16 protein-coding genes and 2 pseudogenes are annotated in these 19,360 nt (G+C 60.6%); 10 read left to right on the forward strand and 8 right to left on the reverse strand.

The annotated features are described in order from the left end of the window. Positions 1-245: 245 nt before the first annotated feature. Together CXG43_RS09585 and CXG43_RS09590 are read right to left on the reverse strand one after the other, a co-directional pair. A complete protein-coding gene (locus CXG43_RS09585; protein WP_101099763.1) occupies positions 246-626 on the reverse strand; it encodes an STAS domain-containing protein in 381 nt (126 codons plus the stop codon). A 6-nt stretch (positions 627-632) separates the two neighbouring features. Continuing rightward, positions 633-3,002: a SpoIIE family protein phosphatase gene (locus CXG43_RS09590; protein WP_101099764.1), complete on the reverse strand. Its 2,370-nt coding sequence runs from the start codon at positions 3,000-3,002 to the stop codon at positions 633-635. Positions 3,003-3,251: 249 nt separating this feature from the next. On the opposite strand from CXG43_RS09590, the gene aceE (CXG43_RS09595) reads away from it, so the two are divergent. From aceE (CXG43_RS09595) to CXG43_RS09640, 8 genes and pseudogenes are all read left to right on the forward strand, one after another. Continuing rightward, entirely contained in the window at positions 3,252-5,939 is a 2,688-nt protein-coding gene (gene aceE / locus CXG43_RS09595) for a pyruvate dehydrogenase (acetyl-transferring), homodimeric type (protein WP_101099765.1), read from the forward strand. A gap of 94 nt (positions 5,940-6,033) precedes the next feature. Continuing rightward, positions 6,034-6,237, forward strand: coding sequence for a hypothetical protein (locus CXG43_RS09600; protein WP_101115958.1), 204 nt, complete (start codon positions 6,034-6,036; stop codon positions 6,235-6,237). 36 nt (positions 6,238-6,273) lie between these two features. Beyond that, complete coding sequence (locus tag CXG43_RS09605) at positions 6,274-6,567, forward strand: hypothetical protein (protein ID WP_157825153.1); 294 nt, start codon at positions 6,274-6,276, stop codon at positions 6,565-6,567. A gap of 111 nt (positions 6,568-6,678) precedes the next feature. Further along, the gene (locus CXG43_RS09610; RefSeq protein WP_101116756.1) at positions 6,679-7,218 is read left to right on the forward strand and encodes a hypothetical protein; all 540 of its coding nucleotides are present in this window, start codon (positions 6,679-6,681) and stop codon (positions 7,216-7,218) included. Between the two features lie 52 nt (positions 7,219-7,270). Next, positions 7,271-7,690 (forward strand): annotated as a pseudogene (aceE, locus tag CXG43_RS09615) (pyruvate dehydrogenase (acetyl-transferring), homodimeric type); the annotation flags it as partial. 497 nt (positions 7,691-8,187) lie between these two features. Next, entirely contained in the window at positions 8,188-9,555 is a 1,368-nt protein-coding gene (locus CXG43_RS09620; protein ID WP_198551346.1) for an HNH endonuclease, read from the forward strand. Between the two features lie 1,583 nt (positions 9,556-11,138). After that, positions 11,139-11,267, forward strand: a pseudogene (locus CXG43_RS09635) (IS5/IS1182 family transposase); the annotation flags it as partial. Between the two features lie 161 nt (positions 11,268-11,428). Then, complete coding sequence (locus CXG43_RS09640) at positions 11,429-12,091, forward strand: hypothetical protein (RefSeq protein WP_101099772.1); 663 nt, start codon at positions 11,429-11,431, stop codon at positions 12,089-12,091. Positions 12,092-12,116: 25 nt separating this feature from the next. Here CXG43_RS09640 and CXG43_RS09645 read toward each other — a convergent pair whose 3' ends face one another. From CXG43_RS09645 to CXG43_RS19435, 6 genes are all read right to left on the reverse strand, one after another. After that, complete coding sequence (locus CXG43_RS09645; RefSeq protein WP_101099773.1) at positions 12,117-13,541, reverse strand: XVIPCD domain-containing protein; 1,425 nt, start codon at positions 13,539-13,541, stop codon at positions 12,117-12,119. Continuing rightward, positions 13,538-14,158, reverse strand: coding sequence for a hypothetical protein (locus CXG43_RS09650; protein WP_157825154.1), 621 nt, complete (start codon positions 14,156-14,158; stop codon positions 13,538-13,540). Before CXG43_RS09650 ends, CXG43_RS09645 begins: the two co-directional genes overlap by 4 nt. 236 nt (positions 14,159-14,394) lie before the next feature. Beyond that, positions 14,395-15,261 carry a hypothetical protein gene (locus tag CXG43_RS09655; protein ID WP_101099775.1) on the reverse strand — a complete coding sequence of 289 codons (867 nt, stop codon included), beginning with the start codon at positions 15,259-15,261 and terminating at the stop codon, positions 14,395-14,397. 108 nt (positions 15,262-15,369) lie between these two features. Beyond that, a complete protein-coding gene (locus CXG43_RS09660) occupies positions 15,370-15,744 on the reverse strand; it encodes a hypothetical protein (protein WP_101099776.1) in 375 nt (124 codons plus the stop codon). Positions 15,745-15,865: 121 nt separating this feature from the next. Then, positions 15,866-16,129, reverse strand: coding sequence for a hypothetical protein (locus tag CXG43_RS19130; protein WP_157825156.1), 264 nt, complete (start codon positions 16,127-16,129; stop codon positions 15,866-15,868). A gap of 287 nt (positions 16,130-16,416) precedes the next feature. Next, complete coding sequence (locus tag CXG43_RS19435; RefSeq protein WP_232767711.1) at positions 16,417-16,755, reverse strand: hypothetical protein; 339 nt, start codon at positions 16,753-16,755, stop codon at positions 16,417-16,419. Between the two features lie 911 nt (positions 16,756-17,666). Between CXG43_RS19435 and CXG43_RS09670 the strand changes: the two genes are divergently transcribed. Beyond that, positions 17,667-18,053 (forward strand): hypothetical protein, encoded by a 387-nt coding sequence (locus CXG43_RS09670; RefSeq protein ID WP_101099777.1) that lies wholly within the window; start codon positions 17,667-17,669, stop codon positions 18,051-18,053. Between the two features lie 400 nt (positions 18,054-18,453). Continuing rightward, the gene (locus CXG43_RS09675) at positions 18,454-19,122 is read left to right on the forward strand and encodes a DUF1629 domain-containing protein (RefSeq protein WP_232767712.1); all 669 of its coding nucleotides are present in this window, start codon (positions 18,454-18,456) and stop codon (positions 19,120-19,122) included. Positions 19,123-19,360 lie beyond the last annotated feature (238 nt).

Below are 19,360 nucleotides of genomic sequence, written 5' to 3' on the forward strand. Positions count from 1 at the left end.
TCGTGGGCTCGGAAATGTGTATAGGAGACAGCGATATATCGGTATCGGGTTGCGAAACGATATATCGATAGGGGGTTGGGTGCAAGGGGTGGGGCTGTGACGACCAACGGTCGTCACCCACCGGAGTGGGGGGTCGTCACCCACCGGAGTGGGGGGTCGTCATCCACCGGAGTGGGGGGTCGTCATCCACCGGAGTGTGGGGTCGTCACCCACCGGGGGCGGTCGTCACTATCGGGTGTGCCGGCTTACAGTTCGCCGTTGGCTACTTTGTGCTGGATCACGGACAGGTAGTTGTCCAGTTCCTCCTGGGAGGCGAAGACTTCTTCCACCGGGACGGCTTTGACCAGCTCGAAGACCTTGCGCACGCCCGGGCGGGGCTGCATCACCAGTACGCGGCCGGCGTGCGGGTGCAGGGCCTTGCGGGCGCGGAAGATGGATCGCAGCCCGGCGCTGGATATGTACTCCAGCCCGGCCAGGTTGAGTTCCAGGATGTGGGTGCCATCGTGCAGCAGCGGCGCCAGTGCGGCGTCCAGTTCGGCATGGGTGCTGCCATCGAGCCAGCCGGCCACGAACACGCGCTGGTACGGGCTGTCACCGGGATCGATTCGCAGGGTCAGGCGGGACATGGGCAACTACTCCGTACGCGCTGCCGGTGGCAGCAGCAGAAGATGGACGTGATTGCTGCCATCGCGACGGCAGTACTCGATGTGGTCGCTCAGCGAGCGCACCAGGTGCAGGCCCCAGCCCCCGATGGCGCGGCGTTCCATCGCCTCGTCCAGGTCTGGCACGGGCGCAACGGTGGGGTCGAATGCCTGCCCGTCATCGCGCACGTCCAGTGCGAGGCCATCCTCATCCAGGGTCGCGAGGACGTCGAGAGTCACATCCGACACAACGCGCTGATACGCCATGGCATTGGTACCCAGCTCTTCCACGATCAGCCGCGCCACGCTGATGCGCGTGCTGTCCAGGTGCATCCCGTGCAATCCCGCCACCAGCCGCTGCAGCAGGTAGGCCAGCCCATCGGGGGTAGCCGCCGCGCGCAGCCGCAGCGGTGCCGCCAGCGCCTGCCGCCCCACGCTGACCAGCGCCAGGTCGTCCGGGTTGCCGGCGCCTTCGCAGAACTCGTGCAGGGCATCCACCACGCGGGCGCAGACGCGGCGGTCGTCGGGTTCGGCCGCCAGTACCTCGCGCAGCCGCTCCAGCCCGAACCAGCGCTCGCGCGGACACTGCGCCTCGCTGATGCCATCGGTGTAGGCCAGCAGGTAATCGCCCGGTGCCAGCAGCCCGCGCGCACACGGGTAGGAGGCATCAGCGCTGATGCCCAGCGCCGGGCCGCTGTGCATCGCCTGCACCCGCACGCGGCCATCGGCCTGGCGCAGCAGCGGCGATTCATGCCCGGCACTGGCCAGTTCGAAGCGGCCACTGGCTACATCCACCACCCCGCACAACACCGTGGCGAACATGCAGGCCTGGTTGCGCTCGGCGATATGGCGCCCGGCTTCGGCCAGGATGGTCGGCGGATGGCGATGGCGCAGCATCGAAGCTTCCAGCACGGTCAGTACGCGGGTCATGAACAACGCCGCCGGCACGCCGTTGCCGGACACATCGCCGATGACGAAGCACAGCGTGGTGCGGTCCAGCTGGGCGATGTGCTGGAAATCCCCGCCGACCTCACGCGCGGGCACCAGCAGCGCCGCACTGCGCAGCTGGAAGCCATCGGCCTGCAGGCGCGGCGGTGGCGCCAGCATGCCCTGCTGGATGCCATGGGCGATGCGCATTTCGCTTTCGGTGCGTTCGCGCGCGCTGGCCATCCGCGCGATGGTGTCCATCTGCTGCAGGATGGAACGGCGCGCGCTTTCGAACGAACGGGCCATCTCGCCAACCTCATCATCGTGGCGTGGTACCGGCAGCGGTTCGTGGAACTGGCCGGCACTGAAACGGCGCGCGGCGGCGGTGAGCGCTTCCATCGGCTGCAGCAGCCGCAGCGCATGGCGGCGCACCAGCAGCAGCCACACCACCACGCCCAGCAAGCCCAGCCCGATTGCCCAATGCGCCACGCGGCGCAGGTCGGCCAGCAACAGCGCACGGTCCGCCGACAGCACCACCTGCCAGCCGGGCTGCTGCAACGGGGCGACCCGGCTGAGGAAGCGCGTGCCGTCGCTGCCGCGGTGTTCCAGCCCGCGCTCCGGCTGGAGCAGGGGGCGGCGCAGGTCGAACAGCGGCGCCAGGTCCGGACGCAGCTGCAGGTACTGCTGCAAGGACATGCCCGGCTCGATTTCCGGCACCGAACTGAGCACCACGCGGTGGTCCGGGCCGAGCAGGGTGGCGCGCAGGCCGACGCTGCGCGGCAGCTCGCCCAGATCCTGCTGCAGCCGTGCCAGTGGCACGTCCACGCTGACCAGCCCGGCCGGCAGCAGCTCGCCAGCCAGCCGCAGCGGATTGCTGTAAGTGATGAACAGGCGCCCCTCGGCCTGCGGGTTGGTGTACGGCGCCGACCACCACGGGCCACTGGCGCGCAGCGCATCGCGGTACCAACTGCGCTGGTGCGTATCAAAGCCCAGCTGGCCGCTGCAGGACTGGTGCACGCTGCCATCGTGCAGCATGTCATTGCACGCGTAACCATCGGGCAGGCCGGCCACGCGGTCCGGTTCGATGATCACCGTGGCCCCGTCCACGTTGGGGTCGGCCACCACCGCCGCGCGCAGCAGGCCATCCAGCTGGATGGCATCGAAGGCTTGGCGGCCCAGCGGGGACAGCAGCATATCGCCGGTGATTTCCGCTGAACGCAGCGAATTGCCCAGGCTGCGGGCGGTCTGGTCGGCCAGCGAACGCAGCTGTTCGGTGGCCTGCTGGTGCACCAGCGTTCGCGCACCCAGATAGAACAGTGTCACCAGCAGCAGCAACAATGCGGCCTGCACGAGGCTTGACCACAGCATCAGCCGCGTGCGCAGGCTGCGGCCAGCGGGTCGGGTGGGGGCAAGCGGCGTAGGGCGACCAACCATGGCGTGATCCTTGGTTTTCCTTCCCGGATCAATGGCATGGCCGGGGCCGGCCGGGCAAGGAACAGGTTCCGCCGCGCGCGTAACACCTTGGAAACATTGGCCGGGACAACTTCGGACAGTCCGCAGGGACACAGGCCATTTACGACCATACGCAGGCGTAGCCAAGTGATGGAAGCCACTGGTGCGCTACACTTTGCGGTCTAGAAATCAATAACAGTCGCGCGCGTGCGTGCGGTAATGGGAGCGCTAATGAACTGGTTGAACGAGCTGCTGAACAACGACCCGAACCCGGTGGAAAGCCAGGAGTGGATCGAGTCGTTGAAGGCCGTGATTGATGTCGAGGGCCCCGAGCGCGCGCATCAACTGTTGGAAGGCATGGTGGAGCTGACCCGTCGTTCGGGTGCGTACCTGCCGTTCTCTCCCACCACCGAATATGTGAACACCATCGCGCCGAACCTGGAGGCCAAGAGCCCGGGCGACGCCGACCTGGAATGGCGCATCCGTTCGATCATCCGCTGGAATGCGATGGCCACCGTGGTGCGCGCCAACCGCAAGCCGGGCGACCTGGGCGGCCACATCGCCAGCTTCGCATCGGGCGCCACGCTGTATGACGTCGGCTTCAACCACTTCTGGCGCGCGCCGAGCGACAACCATCCCGGGGACCTGCTGTTCATCCAGGGCCACAGCGCCCCGGGCATCTATGCGCGTTCCTACCTGGAAGGCCGCATCGACGAAGCGCAGCTGGACAAGTTCCGCATGGAAGTCGACGGCGGTGGCCTTTCCAGCTACCCGCACCCCTGGCTGATGCCGGATTACTGGCAGACCCCGACCGTTTCCATGGGCCTGGGCCCGCTCGCCGCGATCTACCAGGCGCAGTTCCTGCGTTACCTGGAAAACCGTGGCCTGATCGAAAAGTCCGACCGCAAGGTGTGGTGCTTCATCGGCGATGGCGAAAGCGACGAGCCGGAAACCCTGGGCGCCATCGCGCTGGCCGGCCGCGAAGGCCTGGACAACCTGATCTTCGTGGTGAACTGCAACCTGCAGCGCCTTGATGGCCCGGTGCGCGGCAACGGCAAGATCATCCAGGAACTGGAAGGCGTGTTCCGTGGCGGCGGCTGGAACGTGATCAAGCTGCTGTGGGGCGGTTACTGGGATGCCCTGCTGGCCAAGGACACCGATGGCGTCCTGAAGAAGCTGATGATGGAAACCGTCGACGGCGAATACCAGAACTGCAAGGCCTTCGGCGGCGCGTATACCCGCGAGCATTTCTTCGGCAAGTACCCGGAGACCGCTGCGATGGTTTCGGGTCTTTCCGACGACGACATCTGGCGCCTGAACCGTGGTGGCCATGACCCGCACAAGGTGTTCGCCGCCTACCACCAGGCCGTGAACACCAAGGGCATGCCGACCGTGATCCTGGCCAAGACGGTCAAGGGCTACGGCATGGGCAGCGCCGGCGAGGCACTGAACCCGACCCACCAGACCAAGAAGCTGGACGACGAAGCGGTGCGCCACTTCCGCGACCGTTTCAACATCCCGGTGACCGACGAGCAGCTGAAGGACGGCCAGGTGCCGTTCTACCACCCCGGCCCGGATTCGCCGGAAGTGAAGTACCTGCAGGAGCGTCGCGCCGCGCTGGGTGGCTACCTGCCGCAGCGTCGCCGCAAGGCCAGCAAGAGCTTCAACGCACCGAAGCTGGAAACCTACGAGCGCCTGCTGAAGAGCAGCGGCGAACGTTCGTACTCCACCACGATGGCCTTCGTGCAGAGCCTGAACATCACCCTGCGTGACAAGGAACTGGGCCCGCACATCGTGCCGATCGTGGCCGACGAGGCGCGTACCTTCGGCATGGAAGGCCTGTTCCGGCAGATCGGCATCTACGCCCCGTTCGGCCAGAAGTACAAGCCGGTGGATGCGGACCAGCTGATGTTCTACCGCGAAGACCAGAGCGGCCAGGTGCTGCAGCAGGGCATCAGCGAGCCGGGTGCGATTGCATCGTGGATGGCCGCCGGTACCAGCTACTCGGTTTCCAACGTGCCGATGCTGCCGTTCTACATCTATTACTCGATGTTCGGCTTCCAGCGCGTGGGCGACATCGCCTGGCAGGCCGCCGACATGCGTACCCGCGGCTTCCTGCTGGGTGGCACCGCCGGCCGCACCACGCTGAACGGTGAAGGCCTGCAGCACGAAGATGGCCACAGCCATCTGGCCGCCGGTGGCATCCCGAACGTGCGCAGCTATGACCCGACCTTCGGCTTCGAAGTGACGGTGATCCTGCAGCACGGCACCAAGGCGATGATGGAAGACCAGGTGGATGAGTACTACTACATCACCCTGATGAACGAAAACTACACCCACCCGGAAATGCCGGAAGGTGCGGCCGAAGGCATCGTCAAGGGCATGTACCTGCTGACCGACGCCGGCAAGCCGAAGAAGAACGAGCTGCGCGTGCAGCTGCTGGGTTCGGGCACGATCCTGCGCGAAGCGATTGCCGCGGCCGAGCTGCTGGACAAGGACTTCGGCGTGACCGCCGATATCTGGAGCTGCCCGAGCTTCAACGAACTGCGTCGCGATGGTTTCGATGCCGAGCGTTACAACCGCATGCACCCGGAAGGCGAACAGCGCAAGGCGTACGTGTCCGAGCTGCTGGAAGGCCGCCAGGGTCCTGTGATTGCAGCGACCGACTATGTGCGGGCGTATGCGGACCAGATCCGTGCGTTCATCCCGGGGCACTACACGGTGCTGGGTACGGATGGTTTTGGCCGTTCGGATACGCGTGCGAACCTGCGTCGTTTCTTCGAGGTTGATCGGTACTACATCGCGCATGCCGCGATTGCGGCGCTGGCGAAGGAAGGGAAGATGACGGGCAAGGATGTGGCCCGGGCGATCAAGCAGTACAAGATTGATGTGGAGAAGTCGAACCCTGTTGGGGTTTGATTGATTGATCCGATGGAGGCGCGGAGTGAGCTCCGCGTCTCCGTTGGTGAGACCTGGGAAGGCTAGACTCGCCCTTATGACAGGAACACTCACCATGTCCGACCCGAACCATGACGCTGCGTTTTACGCCGTTCTGGAAGAGTTCGAGCAACTGGTTGCGCATGAGCTGCGGGGGCGACAGGCCACCCAGCGCCCGGATGGATCCCTGAAGGTTGACCCGACGAAGGTGTATATCGATGCGGGAGAGGCGACACGGTCTCTGGAAAACCTCCGCCGATTCTCTGCCGTAAGGAAGTAAGCCGCGATGGGACCCGGTGGCTCGGCGATCGTACTGATGTCGTTGCTCACCAGTGGTTATCTCTTCAATTTCATCTTCCACCCGTTCCGGTTCTTTACCCGGCGCGCTGAAGGGCAGCGATTGTTCTTCATGTCGGCCGGTTCCGGGATAGCGTTGGCAGCACTGGTATTTCCGGCCGCGGCATTTCTGAAACATCTCCTGCCAGCCGACAGCTGGCCGATGCTGCTCGCACACGCCTTCGCTTCTGCAGTGCCAGTCCCGCATGCCAACAAGCTTTTCCTGACGCTTGCCGTAGCCGCGCTGCTGGCCTACGTGCTGAACCTTGCTTAGGTCCGCATGGTTCGCGGCAAGCATGCCAGCCACCTGCTCAGTTCAGGGGGCAAGGCAAAGTCATCCGCCCAGTGCGTGTACGACACGTTGACCGAGCGGCACGGAACGCCAATGGCGCAGCTGCTTCGCAGAGCGGCAGACCAGCAGAAGCTGGTCATGCTGACGCTGAAGTCGCGCAAGATCTACTGCGGCCGGATCTTTGAAGTGTCGCCGGATATCGACTCGGCTGAGGCGTGCCTGGAGATCCTGCCATCCTTCTCCGCCTATCGGGACAAGGACACCCTGAAGATGGGGGACGAGCGCACCGAGTACCCGATCATCGATCTTTGGGTGGCCACGCAGCGCGTGTACTCCTTGAAGGAAAAACTGGGGCTGTTCCGCGGAACGTTTGCGCAATTTGTGTTACGCAAGGCAGGTTCGATGATTGAGGAGCATATGGCGGCTGTCCGCAAGTACGAGAGCGGCCTGAAGGACGAGATCAACGAGCTCGAAGCCCAGATCGAGGGCATGCTCAACGGACGCGACTTCGACGTCCAGGACTGGGTGAAGGTCATCCCGCTGAAAGAGGTTGAGTCGGCCTCGTTCCATGATGCTGGCGCTTACAGTGCTTGGTTTGCCGCGGCAGAGAACGGGGCGCTTCGGGTCCAGTGATCGGCTTGGATGTTACTTCTCCTTCTGTCTACGCCCCCCAGATTGAGTAGCGCACCTGCAGGCCGACGCCGGCAAGCCGGAGAAGAACGAGCCGCACGTGCAGCTGCTGGGTTCGGACGGGCTCTGCGCGAAGCGATTGCCGCGGCCGAGGTGCTGGACAAGGACTTCGGCGTGACCGGCGATATCTGGAGATGCCCAAGCTTCACGAACTGCGTCGCGATGGTTTCGATGCGGAGCGTTACAACTGCAAGCCCCGTAAGGCCAACAGCGCAAGGCTTACGTGACCGCGCTGCTGAAAGGACGCCAGTACCCCTTGTTTGCGGCGACAGACTATGTGCGTGCGTATGCGGACCAGATCCGTGCGTTCATCTCGGCGCACTACACGGTGCTGCGTACGGATAGCTTCGGTCGTTCGGATACGCGTGAGAACCTGCGTCGGTTCTTCGTAGCTGACCAGCGCTACATCGCGCATGTCGATGCAGGTGATTTGGCTCTGGAGCGTCTCTTAGACCCGTACGTTAGGCTTTATGCCTCGGGCCAGTCTGACGTTAGGCGCTCAGACTCAACCCCGCGCCGAAAGAAGAGGCGTTAGTAGCTGCTTAAGTTTTAATCGACGACGCTAAAGTCGAGTGTTTCGGAGCTCTTGTGATAGTGCCTGTCTTTGCCTTTTGCTACCCCGTAACGTTGTAGCTAAGTCGTTAACGGTTCCTAGACATGATCGGCCCGGGGAACGGCTTTCACGCGATTTCGGTAAAGGAACGGCGCGAACCACAAGAAGCTAATGCAGGCACCGGCAATGCTTGCTGAGGGTCCACTGACGGAAGGGCATGGCACAGCTTCAGCTAACTCTATGGTACGCCCGGTTGCATCCCACGCGCAGCACTCGCAGGACAAAAGCGTCTCGCATTAGCGCAATCGACCATTGCTGCAATAGACTTCCTCAATCGGAAGCTAGGGATGGCAATGGCAATGGCAAAGCTCGACGCAGAAATCGAACTCAGTGGCTTTGAGGTTGGAGCCGAGTACACGCGCCAAGAGATAGCAAAGTTGGGCGGGTTACCGGTACCGGAGAGCATCCGGACCAGCCAGTGGGGGACGGGGGTGCTCGAACTGCAGAACGCTGTCCTGTTGTTCGTCACCCTGCAGAAGAGTAGTGAAGATGACTACCTCGATGAATTCGACGGTGACATCTTCTACTGGGAAAGCCAGCGCAGTCAGCGTCAACAGAGTCCGGTGATCCAAAAGATGGGCGCCGGAGAGCTTGTTCCGCATCTATTCGCCCGCGTCCGTGACCGACAGCCCTTTGTGTACTGCGGACGGCTTGGCGTTCCCCTGATGGAGGGGGAGAAGCCCGTAACGTGTCTGTTTGAGCAATTGGACTTCCAAGAGTCGCCCACGGGTCAGCTTGCGGAACTCTACGAATGGAGACCTTCGCATGAGCCGCAGGCTTTTGTGGCAAGACGAGGGCGACTGAGTGCTGCTAAGAGCAGCGGCACCTCTGTCAATCGGAGGAGTGCAAAGTATTGGCACGTGGCCGATGCAGTTGATGAGCTCGGCACGCCCACCATTGCCGAAATAGGGGGCTGGCTGTCTTCGCGTTATCCAGAAGACATGCAAACTGATTTGAGGGAGAACCTCGCGCATCTGACAGTCAATTCTCCCAGCCGAGTCCACTATGACCGAGTTCGGCGAGACTGGCGGAGCGATGCCGTACCCAGGCATCCACGGGACCGCATAGTCAGATTGGAAGGAAGTCCTATTCGATACCAGAGCTTCGATCCAGCTCTACACGGCCATTACGATCTGAGGCAGGGCGAGGATAAGAGCTGGTACGCAGTGGCTTTGAGCAAGGACGTACTTGGTGCGGCCGAGGCACAGGGAGCCTCGGAGATCGAGCGGCATCCATCGCCGCTCACCGATGAGGATGATGCGCGTCTCTGGATCATGAAGGCTGTGGCCATGCGAAAGGGGCAGGGTGCCTTTCGGAAGGAACTGCTTACTGCGTATAAAGGAAGGTGCGCAATTTCAGATTGTGCCACCGAGTCAGTCCTCGAGGCTGCTCACATTTCGCCCTACAAAGGCGAGCATACCAACCGTGCTGACAATGGCCTACTTCTCCGTTCGGACCTTCATACATTATTCGACCTTGGCTACCTGTGGATAGACGCGGACTTCCACGTGAGGTTCGCTTTGCCCCTCCAGGGCGGAGATTACTGCGCTTTTGAAGGGAAGGAACTACGCCTTCCTGAAAGTGCCGAACAGCGGCCGGGGGCGGCTGGACTAGCGAGGCATGCTGCTTACGCATTAGCGCGCATTGGTGGCCTCGGCAACCCCTAGCTCGCCTGAGATAGCGCTGCGCAGCGCTTTCGCGTTCTGGTCCTGATCAATCAGAAAATTGGACGCTGGGGAGGGCGTTGAGAAAGATCAGGCCGATTGATCCCTAGCGTCGCGCCGCGACAGTGGGCGCAGCATTAACTTTGTTCCAGGCAGGTCTCTGAATCTTGGCTGCCATGCTCGGCGTGTTCAACGCGACAGTATAGGCTAAAGTCGTCTCCGTAAGCTAAACTAAATTTGGTCAGGTTGTATGGCCGGAGGATGGCTTGGGAAAACTGGCGTGCCAGGAGATAGATTAACTTCCACTCTTCCGCGTCGATGTGCATGGAGTGAGTGCTAAAACCTGAAGTTCTGGAATTAGATAGACGCTTCCTTCGGCCGCGCCATATTTTCTCACCAAGTAAATTCCATCTACCTTCGCTAGCACCCTTAAGTCGCTCGTGTGGCGTTCAGAGGTTGGGGCCTCCAGCAGTAGTTGAGCGAAGCTCGTGTCAGGTGACAGAAAAAGTCGCGCGCAGGAGTTTCCTCGGTGGCGCTCGAGCCGAGGACCGCGCCGGCCAGCCAAGCTCCTGTCGGCGGAAAAATGCACACAAACGTCACAATCCCCATGGCTGCCAAGAATGCTTGACGCGCAGGCCCCGCGTATCTGCTCGTCAACTGTATAGCCATCACGCACCCTACCTGCAGAAGGGCGAGTAGGATCATAGCGCAGATGACTATCAATAAAATTCTTGAGGGGCTGTCGTCACGCAACGCGCTCAGAATTGACTGCATTACGAAAACGCTGATAAGCATCTGCGCGACACCAGCGAACGTTGTTCTAAGTGTCGACTCTGAAAATACAACCCCTCGATCAGCACTACGTATGAACGCGCCGCAGATTCCGTAGAGTAGAGCTGTGAGACAAATAATTGGAAGGTACATCCAATCGCTTACGGCATCACTCAGGGCCGAAACTATTATAGTGCCTGCGATGACTGCGGCTGGCATCAGGAGCAGAGCGATCCACTGCAAAGCCGATCTTTTGCGCGCATTCCTTTCCAGTGGGAAAATTACGAGCTCGCCCTTCTCATCACGTGGCGCGCCCTCAATTAGGACGAGGACGGGCGCTACCATCAGAACGCTGCAGCATACTGACAACAGCGCGATAGCTGCCAACAATGTTGGTAACGAGGAAATTACATCAGTTGAGGCCAGGTTCAGCGGTGCTTGTCCGAAGATCGAATAATGGAACAAAGCGGCACTCGGAAGAAATATTCCCAGCGTAGCCAAGAGCACCGGGTGTGCCTGTATCCATGCTTGTATAGATCGCAGCTCGTTAGTCCAGTCATGACTGTGAGCTTCGGACACGGAGCCCGGATCCTTCATCTTCAATTCCTTGTGAAAATACTTGAGTTAAGGACACTCATCGTCGGGATTGAGTGCGGAGGGGCTGCCATCTGATGGTGATGCCTAATCGAGCTTTTCTCAATGGCTGCGAGATCAACCCTTAGGAACGCTCATAACATATCTAAGCGAAAATTTAGGGTGGTGCCGGCCGCTAATCGGCAAGCTTGACGTCCGTCAGATCAAGTTGAAGGACCTCCATCCAGCTGACATTCGATGATGCGGAAGGCTTGGGCCAGCGAACGAGAACGCGCCGCGAGCTGTTCCTCAACGAGATGGATCAGGTGGTGCCATGGCAGCGACTGTTGGCGCTGATCGAGCCGCACTACCTGATTGCAGGCCGGTCGAGGCCGTCATGGTCATCTCCCAGCGGAAGGAGTGAAGATGGTCGCGGCAGGTCTCAGAAGATGTTGCCGGGCAGGGGGTCGACTCTGGCGCACGGCACCGCTCTCTCGTTAAGCTCCCCCCGCAGATATCAGGAGTCACCGTCATGGACGACCTGCTCAATCGATCCGCGCTGCTCAGCCAGGCGCTCCTCTCCACGGTGGATCATCCTCCTGCGGATGACTCCCCTAGGCTACTGGCCTCTGCGGATGCAGCGTTGCTCAGCCTCGAACACGCAGACGCCCTTCGCACGCTGATGGCGGGAGGCATGGCGTCCTCCTCTGTGGCATTGATGCGCTGCCAGTACGAGGCCTTCGCGCGGTCCATCTGGATTCTGCACTGTGCAACCGAGGAGCAGGTCGAGTTGCTGTCCTGTCCGCCGGAAGTCGGAACGAGCGAGAAAAGACTGCCGATGCTGTCGAAGATGCTGGAGGCACTCGCGCAGGCCCCTTTTCTGGCCAACCTGCTGCCACACCTCATCGAACTGAAGGCGCATGCTTGGTCATCACTGAACTCCTTCGTGCACGCGGGTGTACACGCATTGAGCCGGAGCCGAGATGGTTTCCCGACGCCCTTGGCGATCAATGTCGTCCGCATGAGCAACAATATGTCGATGATGGCGGGGCAGCACCTCGCCATCCTCACCGGCATCCCGGATCTGCAGAAGGAGGTGCTGCGGCTCAACGAGACGTATGCCGGGTGTCTTTTGTTGGACGAAGAAAAACGTCGCGCCATCGAGGTGGCTTCATTGTCAGGGCAGTCGATCTAGTGGTGGCAACTATTTAGATCGACGGCTAAGAAGCACGCTGCTGTTGGTCCTGCGTGCGCTGCACTTCTGCCGCCTGCTCGTGCGCTTGGCGCTGCCCAATTGCCTCCACCTGGCTCAGACTCTCCTGTACCGGGCGCTGGGCTGCGTCCGCCGCTGCCATATGCGTACGCAGTGCGGCGGGGTCGGACATGTCACCCTGAACCACGAAGATGTTCTGCGCTGCAGGCGAATTTGCAGTTTGCTTGCTCAGCACCACATGGTCTGCGCGGGTGATGCCCGCATCCTTGGCACTGGCCAGCAGGCTGGCCGACATACGCTCGCTGGTTTCGTCGAAGGTGCGGCCGTTGGCCTTGTCAAGAATTTCGACCTTGCTGCGGATCTCGTCAAGTAATGTTTGATCGCTTGGGCTCAGTCCTGATGCCGTGGGGGGCGCGTCGCCCACGGCACGGTCTGACTTGTCCCGCGGCTTCTGCGTGAGATCGGCAGTGTTGTTCAGCTCGATTCGACCGTACCCTTCCTTGCCGAGATCGATGATGGGAAACACCCTGGCGTTGCCGAGGTCCAATCCATTGCGTTCAAGCTGGCGAGGGTCCAAGCCCAGCTCGTGCAGGTCCACCCGGATCTCCGCAGGGGGCCTGCCGCGCCAGAGCCCTTCGTAGCCTTGTGCGATAGAGGAAATTGGTGAGGTACCGTAGTAGTTCCGGTAATCCGAATCGCCGTTGCGGCCCAGCGTCCCCGAGCCATCGTAGAAGCATCTTTCTACTGCGGGCGTCAGTCTTGGGCCATCTTGGTAGGGTCCCGTCGTCAGATCTTCGTAACCAATTCCCGCTGCCAGTTGAGGGGCGTGACCAGATCGGTCGATGCATCGCGAGGTGGAGTCCTGGGCAAGCAGCCGTTCGAGTTCGGCCTCTGATGCATCAGGCGATAGGTTCCTGTTGCGACTGTTGAGAGCTCGCAGGCCGCTGATCTCAGCCAAAGCCTCTTCTCTGCGCCCGCCATCGAGGTACTTTCGTACCGGCTCGGTCAAGTCAACACGCTCGTCATAGTCCCGGTAGGCCTGCGTCATTGCCTTGCCGTAGGCAAGGTTGAAGTCAGCCAGCGCATCCTGCCGGAAAGAGGTCAGCACACCATGCATGCCTTCGTGGCCCAGCACTTCCGTAATCAGGCCAAGGCGCGCGTTCCCGCTCCACTCGGTGAAGTTGGTGGCGCTGACGTACACAGTGCCTGGCTGGCCGTTCTGACCGGCTTCGAAGTGCCCGCCGTTATGTTCGCCATAGGAGACTCCGATCGCACCAATCTGCTTTTCAGAGGCAGCGTTGCCCAGAAGTGCATGCAGATACGGAGATTCCGCTATGGCCTGCCGAATAACGTGCTCAGCGCCCTTGGGAAGTCGAGGGTCTTGGGGCAGTTGAGAAAGCAGCGCCTCTACACGCGCATCCATGTCCTTCATGGTACATCTCCTGAAAATCGCACCTCGTAAACGCAGACTTTCGGCGACGGGGCGCCCGTGGTGTAGGTCAGCAGGTCGGCGTAGAACACTGTGCTGCCATCGGAAGAGGTGCGGCGGTACCGCTGCAGGCGGCCTCTCTGGTAAGCACGCTCGCCGCCTTGCTCATATCCGCTCGCTGCCAGGGCCTCTCCTGCAGTCGATGCAGCCCAGAAGCAGGGAGCTTGCGGGTCCTCCGTGAGCGCCTTCTTGCCGGGCCTGTAAATGGAAACGCCATGGTAGGGCGCCTTCATGCCTCGCGTAGGGCTCCCGTAGCTGGCATAGAACGCGTAGCCATCCGCCATGGGCTGATCCTTGGCTTCCCCGCCAGCCCTTCCTTCTTCGACTGGTGTCAGAGTGATCTCCATGGCTCGGGAAAACTTTCCTTCCGAGGCATCAGAGGGCTCATGCAAGGAGGCCGCGTAGGCGACAAGACGTTGCTGCAAGTTGCTTGCACTGAGCGTGCGCACAGCTGCCGGGCCGTTTGATGGCGCGCCCGCCTCTGGCTGAGGCGGTGCGCTGATGGCAATCACGTCGGACGCTGGAGCACATGCGGGCAGCACCGCGAGCAGGGACGACAATCCTACGGCCATTAGGGCGTGAGCTGATCGCGGCGCTATGCGGTGGGCCATCTACGTGAGCCGCGCGAAGAGCAGGGTAGGCAGGGCATTAGCCCAAAAACGTCCAAGGTACACAAGTGCGTCCATTTCGATGGCCACTCCTTCATCAATGTCCATTGGGGTCAGTCTGCTCATCGTTCATCTTTGAAGTTCGATTGCGGCTTGAACGCATAACAGCGCATCCGCTCATAGCTGGGTTAATGAACCTTGTAACGGGAAAGTACGTTCAGCGCCGCATCTTCGATGGATTTCCAGTCCTTCAGCAGGACGCTGGGATAAAAAAGGGTCACCGATAGGCTGTCAGCCTGGTCCACAAGATAGTGGGAACAACTGGCAACTATGTCTGCACCATCGGATACCAGCGCTGCGCCTTTGATCTCCAGACCTTGGCGACCGTTATGGGGCTGGTCACACTTGATGAAAGTGGACAGTGTGTCGTCACTGGAGCGGGCGATGTACCAATCATCCTCGGTCCTGACGTTACGGACAGGTGGACTTCCTCGCTGGTCCAAGTAATTCTTGGAATAGGCTGCCATCCGCTCCTCATCGATGACGTACGGGGTAAGCCCGAACTGCTCAGGCGAAGGCCTACGCATGTCCAGTCGATTACGTGGGTCTTGCCGCTCGATTGAGCCATCTTCGGTCTTGGATTCGGTACTGGTTATCCGTTGCAGTAAATTGCCGATGGGTACTGCATCTACGTGGTCGATGGACATACTGATCGCACGGTGATGATCGGACATTGAGCGCGTCGAGCGCGTCCCAGGAGGCGCAGCATCAAGGTCCGGCCACATCAACGTCAACCCCACCCCACCGCCTATAGCAGGGCCGATCTGGTCATCGTAATAGTTGGCTGGAAACGCGAACCGGTGCGGGCCGATCTTCGCTGCAACGGGCTTGGTGGTGTAGGTGTACCCGTCAACGTTGCGGCTCTCGGCCGGATCTTCAGTCAGGACAGCGTCCTTTTCCGCTGTGTCAAACGATGGTCGCTGGGCACACGCCGTTGTGCTGAGAGCTGCGACCAGTGCCAAGGCAAGGCATCGACTGGGTGACAGGAAACTCATGGGGCCAATCCTTTTTGGATCATCGGCGGAATTGTAGGGGCCGCAGTGTCAATGACGCGGTAAGCGATCACGGTTTGTATCGTAAGGGCCATCGGCATCCACGCCGCGTCAACTCACCTTGTAGCGTGCCAACACGGCGCGCACGTCGCTCTCCATTCGCTTCCAATCAGCCAGCACGGCCCTGCTGTAGTTCATCCGGACGGCAAGGCTGTCCGGCACATCCACGAAATAATGAGTGCACGCGGCGACTCTGCCGGTCTGCTGCGAGACCAACCGATTACCCTCAATAGTGAGTCCATCGTCAATGCGCTTTCTGCTGTCGCATTTGATGAACGTCTCAACGGGGCCGCCTGCCGTTTGTGAGATGTACCAGTCGTCGGAGTTCAGCGAATCGCCTTTGTAAGGCATCCCCGTCTCCTGCTCGAAGGCCGCGGCGAAGGTCGGGATCTTTGCTTCATCAATCAGGTACGGTGTAAGGCCCATGGTCGGCTCACCTGCCACTCGTTGATCCAATCGACGCAGCGGATCCCGTTGCGAAAGGGAGCCCTCAGCGGTCGTGGGGTCCGTGGTCGTCAACCGCTCAAGCAACTCTCCGATGGGAGTCTTATCGACATGATCGATCGATCGATACGACGACGCTGCGATACTGATCCTCCATAGAGCGATCAGTGCGCGATCCCGGCTGCGCGGCCTCCATTGATGGCCACAGGAAGGTCAGTCCGACGCCGCCCCCAACCGCGGGGCCGATCTGGTCATCGTAGTAGTTCGCAGGAAACGCGAATCGGTGCGGGCCAATGCGCGTCTCTACGGGATGTGTCGTGTAGGTGTATCCGTCAACGGTACGGCTCTCAGCGGAATTTTCGGTCATGGCAGCTTCCTTTTCAGCCTTGTCAGACGACGGTCCCTGGGCGCACGCCGTATTGAGGGCCGCGGCCAATGCCAGGGCAATGCACCGACTGGGTGACAGGACACTCATAGGACCAATCCTTTGTGGCTCATCGGCCGGATTGTAGAGCCCGCTCCGTCAACGATTCGGTAAGCGGTCACGCTTCGCACCTCACGCTCGAGGGGCAGCTCACGTCAGCGCTTGGCAACTTCAGAAATGTTTGTCTTCGTTATCGTTATCGTCGCCAACCGCATTATGGACTGACTGAATCAGCGAACTATGTATCTAACCAAGACCACCCGCACAGCATCCTCAATGGCCTTCCAATCCTTGAGCAGCACGCGCGGATAGCGGATCGTCATCGAGAGTCTGTCAGGGGCATCGACCACGTTGTGCGTGCAGCTGGCGACCTCTGGCGCATCGTCGGGAACCAGCAGTTCACCTTTAATAACCAGGCCGTTCAGACCGTTCAGCGGTTGGTCGCACCGGATGAACGTGGTCAGCTCCTCATCCCCGGAGCGGGCGACATACCACTCCTTTTCCGTCCGCGGATTTCGCGCTGGCGCCTCACCACGTTGCTTCGAATATGCCTGGGCGTAGGCGTCCATTTTCGTCTCATCAATAGCGTATGGGATGAGGCCGAACTGCGGAGTACCGGGAGTCCGTAGATCCAGCCGCCGTCGGGGTCTGTCCGCTCGATCGCGCCGTCTTCAGTCGTCGCCTCGTTACTGGCCATGCGCTGCAGCAGCCCAGATATCGGAACCTTGCGCACGTAGTCGATCGAAACGCTGATAGCGCGGTAGTGATCCGCCATGGAGCGGGTAGGGCGCGTGCCCGGTGGTGCCGCCTGCAGGCTTGGCCACATGAGGGTAAGTCCAACGCCACCGCCGATGGCAGGGCCGATCTGGTCATCGTAATAATTCGCGGGGAACGCGAACCGGTGCGGTCCAATGCGTGCCTCCACGGGCTTGGTTGTATACGTGTAACCATCCAAGGTGCGGCTTTCGGCAGTGTTCTCTGATATGGCAGCTTCGTTTTCACCCTTCCCAGTGGTGGGGGCCTTGGCGCAGGCCGTAGCGCTGAGGGCCGCGGTCATTGCCAAGGCGAGGCATCGGCTCGGTGGCATGACGCACATGAAGCCATTCCCGTGCATTTGATCGGCCCAACTATAAGAGCAGGTCCGTCAACATTCCGGTAAGCGGTCACGCTTCTACGCCAAGCGCCCGACCAAGGAGCTCCCGCAAAGCCTCCGCGACATCCCCAATTAAACAACGGTCTCACTCAATCGTGGAGTACAGACTCGCAGACTGGGCTTGGACGCGGCACCCAACAGACTCCTCGGTATCCATTGGGCTAGTGCAGACGCGTGAGGAACCGGCAGATGGTCCATGGCCGCTTGTGCGGAGTGGAGCTTGATCCGACGCTGCACCGAATCGGCAAGTGACCTGGTTGCCTATTGGAAAAGAACTGGGTTAAAACAAGCAAGACTCGTTAGGTCTGGCCACAGGAAAGGACATCCATGAATGACAAAGATGAAACTTACGCACTGTTCGATTCTCAGCTGATCATCGGTCCGACCATCGTTGCTGGGAGTCCGCTGCTTCGCCACCTGCATGCGGCGGGCGAATTTGACATCGACGACCAAGAAAATGTGCTCTACCTGCCCATCGACCGGGCCTTTGCAGACAAACTAGGTTGCTCACGCTATACAAAGGAACCGATTGGTCCTTACACGGAGGGCATGCTCCAGCAATTGTCTGCTTTGGAGGCTTCGCCAGACGGGCAGGGAGCGCTTGCAGGCGACCTGGGTTCTACTGTTCGGACCGTGAATGCCATAAGGCGGCTGCGTGATACGGTAAAAGTGGCGTTGATCAATGGAGATCTGGTCGTGGCCTATAGGGAGTGAGACCGATGCACGTCCAGTTGACGATAGCCAGCCACGTCGTAAATGGCGCGTTGCTGAGGCCTCGAAGGATCACCCTGCAGGGGCTCACCTGATCACCAGCTCAGCCAATATCGGGGCGTCACCGCCGGTCCAGATGCTTGCTACGGAACTCCTTCAGATAGTCTTGGCGGTACGAGGCCATCTCCAGCAGCCCTGTGATTGGAACTCCGTCCACTTAGTCGATCAGCACGCCGATCCTCGCGATAATGATTGGCCATGGAGCGGGTAGGGCGGGTGCTGCGCGGCGCCCCGAGAACTGCCCAAGACGAAGGATGGCGTGGGCGATTGCTGGACACTGCCACTCCTTTGCAGGGAGGGGGCTGCAGTTACGGGCGCTCGCGCGGCGCTGGAGAGGTGTCCCATGAGCGAAAATCGGCTCTATGATCAGGGCATGACGACACTTCAACGTGCACGGAAAGGTGAGTATTTCATTCTTGCCCCAGACATGCGGCGCCCTGGCAAGGGGCATGGGGTTGTCTTCGAAAACCTGGACCGGTTGCTCAGTTCTCCAAGGCGTGTCCTAAGGCCTGTCACGGGTGGATTCCCTGAGCTGAGAGAGAAGCCGAAGCTCTACCACGACCCGGCCGTGGGCGATCCGCCTCAGGATCTTGAAGGTGGACTCAGCGGCTATTGGTTGGTTTCAGAACGACTGAAGGACGCGTTCGAGCAAGTAGATGCCAGTGCGTTCGCCTTCGCTGAATGTGACTACAGACTTCAAGACGGTAGCCCAGGGCCGCGATTCATCCTGTGCGATGTTGTGCGCGTTTTGGATGCGTTGGATGAGCAAAAATCGAAGTTCCTGATCGAAGTGAGCGATGACTTCGTGGGTGGAAAATATTACAACTTCGCAGGCGGAATCAGTCTGGTGTTCCGCACCGACGTCGTCGGAGACGCGCATGTGTTTCGCACACCTTATTCCGGTAATTACGTGATCTGCGACAGTGTGATGCGCTCTGCCGTGGAGGCCGCTGGAATTGCTCGTGAAGACGATTCTGCGGGACTTTGGTTTGAAGACGCAGCTGATTACTGAGCGCGCGCTCCGAGACAAGGAGAGGTCGCACGCGGCGCAATGGTCCTTTGTTTCAAGAGCATCATGGGATAAAGCAACGGGCTTTCCGGGATACTCTCCATCCGCCTCCGTGCGCTGATCGATTGCTCACTTGATACATTGGGTCAAGGCCGGTAGTGCACGACTCAGCCAAGGAGATGATGGTGACCTTGCTAAACGGATACACCGATGTGCCTTTGCGGGGCGCCCGCCAAAGGCC

The sequence above is a fragment of the Stenotrophomonas sp. Bg11-02 genome (assembly GCF_002836635.1).
Classification (GTDB): Bacteria; Pseudomonadota; Gammaproteobacteria; order Xanthomonadales; family Xanthomonadaceae; genus Stenotrophomonas; species Stenotrophomonas lacuserhaii.

Coding starts and splice junctions, on each gene's coding strand:
- CXG43_RS09585 (WP_101099763.1), bottom strand. CDS start 626: ATGTCCCGCCTGACCCTGCGAATCGATCCCGGTGACAGCCCGTACCAG.
- CXG43_RS09590 (WP_101099764.1), bottom strand. CDS start 3,002: ATGGTTGGTCGCCCTACGCCGCTTGCCCCCACCCGACCCGCTGGCCGC.
- aceE (WP_101099765.1), top strand. CDS start 3,252: ATGAACTGGTTGAACGAGCTGCTGAACAACGACCCGAACCCGGTGGAA.
- CXG43_RS09600 (WP_101115958.1), top strand. CDS start 6,034: ATGTCCGACCCGAACCATGACGCTGCGTTTTACGCCGTTCTGGAAGAG.
- CXG43_RS09605 (WP_157825153.1), top strand. CDS start 6,274: ATGTCGTTGCTCACCAGTGGTTATCTCTTCAATTTCATCTTCCACCCG.
- CXG43_RS09610 (WP_101116756.1), top strand. CDS start 6,679: ATGGCGCAGCTGCTTCGCAGAGCGGCAGACCAGCAGAAGCTGGTCATG.
- CXG43_RS09620 (WP_198551346.1), top strand. CDS start 8,188: ATGGCAAAGCTCGACGCAGAAATCGAACTCAGTGGCTTTGAGGTTGGA.
- CXG43_RS09640 (WP_101099772.1), top strand. CDS start 11,429: ATGGACGACCTGCTCAATCGATCCGCGCTGCTCAGCCAGGCGCTCCTC.
- CXG43_RS09645 (WP_101099773.1), bottom strand. CDS start 13,541: ATGAAGGACATGGATGCGCGTGTAGAGGCGCTGCTTTCTCAACTGCCC.
- CXG43_RS09655 (WP_101099775.1), bottom strand. CDS start 15,261: ATGAGTTTCCTGTCACCCAGTCGATGCCTTGCCTTGGCACTGGTCGCA.
- CXG43_RS09660 (WP_101099776.1), bottom strand. CDS start 15,744: ATGGGCCTTACACCGTACCTGATTGATGAAGCAAAGATCCCGACCTTC.
- CXG43_RS19130 (WP_157825156.1), bottom strand. CDS start 16,129: ATGACCGAAAATTCCGCTGAGAGCCGTACCGTTGACGGATACACCTAC.
- CXG43_RS19435 (WP_232767711.1), bottom strand. CDS start 16,755: ATGGACGCCTACGCCCAGGCATATTCGAAGCAACGTGGTGAGGCGCCA.
- CXG43_RS09670 (WP_101099777.1), top strand. CDS start 17,667: ATGAATGACAAAGATGAAACTTACGCACTGTTCGATTCTCAGCTGATC.
- CXG43_RS09675 (WP_232767712.1), top strand. CDS start 18,454: ATGAGCGAAAATCGGCTCTATGATCAGGGCATGACGACACTTCAACGT.